The 2,349-nt window shown below is 72.8% G+C and carries 3 protein-coding genes; all 3 read right to left on the minus strand.

Annotated features, from left to right (window positions below):
* A partial coding sequence (locus tag ESO86_RS15575; RefSeq protein ID WP_479722789.1) for a primosomal protein N' family DNA-binding protein occupies nucleotides 1-375 on the minus strand: 375 nt, incomplete at its 3' end.
* Nucleotides 376-410: 35 nt separating this feature from the next.
* A complete protein-coding gene (gene metK, locus ESO86_RS15580) occupies nucleotides 411-1,604 on the minus strand; it encodes a methionine adenosyltransferase (protein ID WP_129235783.1) in 1,194 nt (397 codons plus the stop codon).
* The coding region (locus tag ESO86_RS15585) for a phosphopantothenoylcysteine decarboxylase domain-containing protein (protein ID WP_277985241.1) at nucleotides 1,601-2,349 on the minus strand (749 nt) is incomplete at its 5' end. The genes ESO86_RS15585 and metK, both read right to left, overlap by 4 nt.

Below are 2,349 nucleotides of genomic sequence, written 5' to 3' on the forward strand. Positions count from 1 at the left end.
CGGCAGCGGGCCGGGATCGGGCTCGGCGGCACGCCACGCCCGCTCCGCGCGGACGTAGCGCGGAGGGATCGCGATCCGCAGGATGTCGCTCGCGTTGCCGGCCGCCCGGTCGGCCGCCGCACGCGCGAGCCCCCACACGTCGGGCATGAGCGCCGGGACGTCGGAGACGACGTCGTCGATCTCGCTGAGCTCGCCTCGGTACTCGGAGCGCTCGACGAGCTCGACGATCCAGCCCTGGGCGATGCGCCCGCCCGACCGAAGCGGAACGCGCACCCTGACGCCGCGCGACGCGGCATCGGCGAGTCGCTCAGGGACGCGGTAGTCGAACAGCTGGTCGAGCTGCGGCAGCGGCGAGTCGACCAGGACGCGTGCCACCGACAGGTCGGTCACCTCGGCGCCCGCCCGTCGTGTCAGAGCCCGGCGGCCGAGCGGAGGTCGTCGACGCGGTCGAGCCGCTCCCAGGTGAAGTCGGGCAGCTCGCGGCCGAAGTGGCCGTACGTCGCCGTGTTCGCGTAGATGGGGCGGAGCAGGTCGAGGTCGCGGATGATCGCGGCCGGGCGCAGGTCGAACACCTCCCGGATCGCCTCGGTGATGCGCTCCTCCGGCAGGTGGCCCGTGCCGAAGGTCTCGACGTAGAGGCCGACCGGCGCCGCCGCGCCGATCGCGTAGGCGACCTGCAGCTCGAGCCGATCGGCGAGGCCCGCGGCGACGGCGTTCTTGGCGACCCAGCGCATCGCGTACGCGGCGGAGCGGTCGACCTTCGACGGGTCCTTGCCGCTGAACGCGCCGCCGCCGTGTCGGCTCGCGCCGCCGTACGTGTCGATGATGATCTTGCGACCGGTGAGCCCGGCATCGCCCTGCGGACCGCCGATCTCGAAGCGACCGGTCGGGTTGATGAGGACCCTGAGGTCGGGCCGCGCGAGCTCGACCCGGTCGAGCGTCGGGCGGATCACGAGCTCCTCGACCTCGGCGCGCAGCTGTTCGGTGGACACCTTCGGCGAATGCTGCGTGGAGAGCACGACGGTCTCGATGGTGCGCGCCACCTGCCCCTCGTAGCCGACCGTGACCTGCGTCTTGCCGTCGGGGCGCAGGTAGTCGAGCTCGCCCTGCTTGCGGACCTCGGCGAGCCGCTCGGCGAGGCGGTGCGCGACCCAGATCGGCACGGGCATGAGCTCGGGGGTCTCGCGCACGGCGTACCCGAACATGATGCCCTGGTCGCCCGCCCCCTGGCGGTCGAGCTCGTCGAGGCTCGCGCGCTCGCGCGTCTCGAACGCGTCGTCGACGCCCTGCGCGATGTCGGGCGACTGCCCGCCGATCGAGACCGAGACGCCGCAGGAACGGCCGTCGAACCACACGTCGGACGAGTCGTAGCCGATCGAGGTGATCCGGTTGCGCACGATCGCGGGGATCTCGACGTATCCCTCGGTCGAGACCTCGCCGGCGACGTGCACGAGGCCCGTCGTCACGAGCGTCTCGACCGCGACGCGCGCCGTCGGGTCGACCGTCAGCAGCGCGTCGAGGATCGCGTCGGAGACCTGGTCGCAGATCTTGTCGGGGTGACCCTCGGTGACGGACTCGGAGGTGAACTGGCGCAGTGCGCTCATCTGGGGTGGGTGTCCTTCGTGGTGGGCTCGGCGCCGGGCGCGATCCGCGCGGCGATGGCATCGAGGATGGCGTGCGCCACCGACATCTTGGTGCCGGATGCCTCTGCCGTGACGGTGTCGTCTGCTCCGATCACGCTCACGGCGTTCTCGTCGGCGGCGAAGCCGTGGTTCCATCCGACGCGGTTGACGACGAGCAGGTCGGCCCCCTTGGCGCGGCGCTTCGCCCGCCCGAGCTCGAGGAGGCGCACGGGGTCGGACTCGGTCTCCGCCGCGAAGCCGACGAGCACCGTGCCGTCGTGCGGCGCGGCGCCGAGGCCGGCGAGGATGTCGGGGTTGCGGACCAGGTCGATCGACATGCGCTCCTGGCCGTCGACCTTCTTGATCTTCACGTCGCTCACGTCGGCCGGGCGGAAGTCGGCGACCGCGGCGGCCATCACGACCACGTCGGCGTCGCCGGTTGCGGAGGTCACCGCCTCCTGCAGCTCGAGCGCGGTCGAGACGGGCACCACGCGGCATCCGCCGGGTGAGGCGACCTCGAGGTTCGCGGCGATGAGCGTCACCTCGGCGCCACGTGCGGCTGCCGCTTCGGCGATCGCCACGCCCTGCTTGCCGCTCGAGCGGTTGCCGAGGAAGCGCACCGGGTCCAGGGGTTCGCGCGTGCCGCCGGCGGTCACCACGACCCGGCGACCGGCGAAGTCGTCACGGGCACCGGCGCCGAGGCCGTGCCGTGCGGCGACCTCGAGCA

The sequence above is a fragment of the Agromyces binzhouensis genome, from assembly GCF_004135055.1.
Classification (GTDB): domain Bacteria; phylum Actinomycetota; class Actinomycetes; order Actinomycetales; family Microbacteriaceae; genus Agromyces; species Agromyces binzhouensis.

Coding starts and splice junctions, on each gene's coding strand:
- metK (WP_129235783.1), bottom strand. CDS start 1,604: ATGAGCGCACTGCGCCAGTTCACCTCCGAGTCCGTCACCGAGGGTCAC.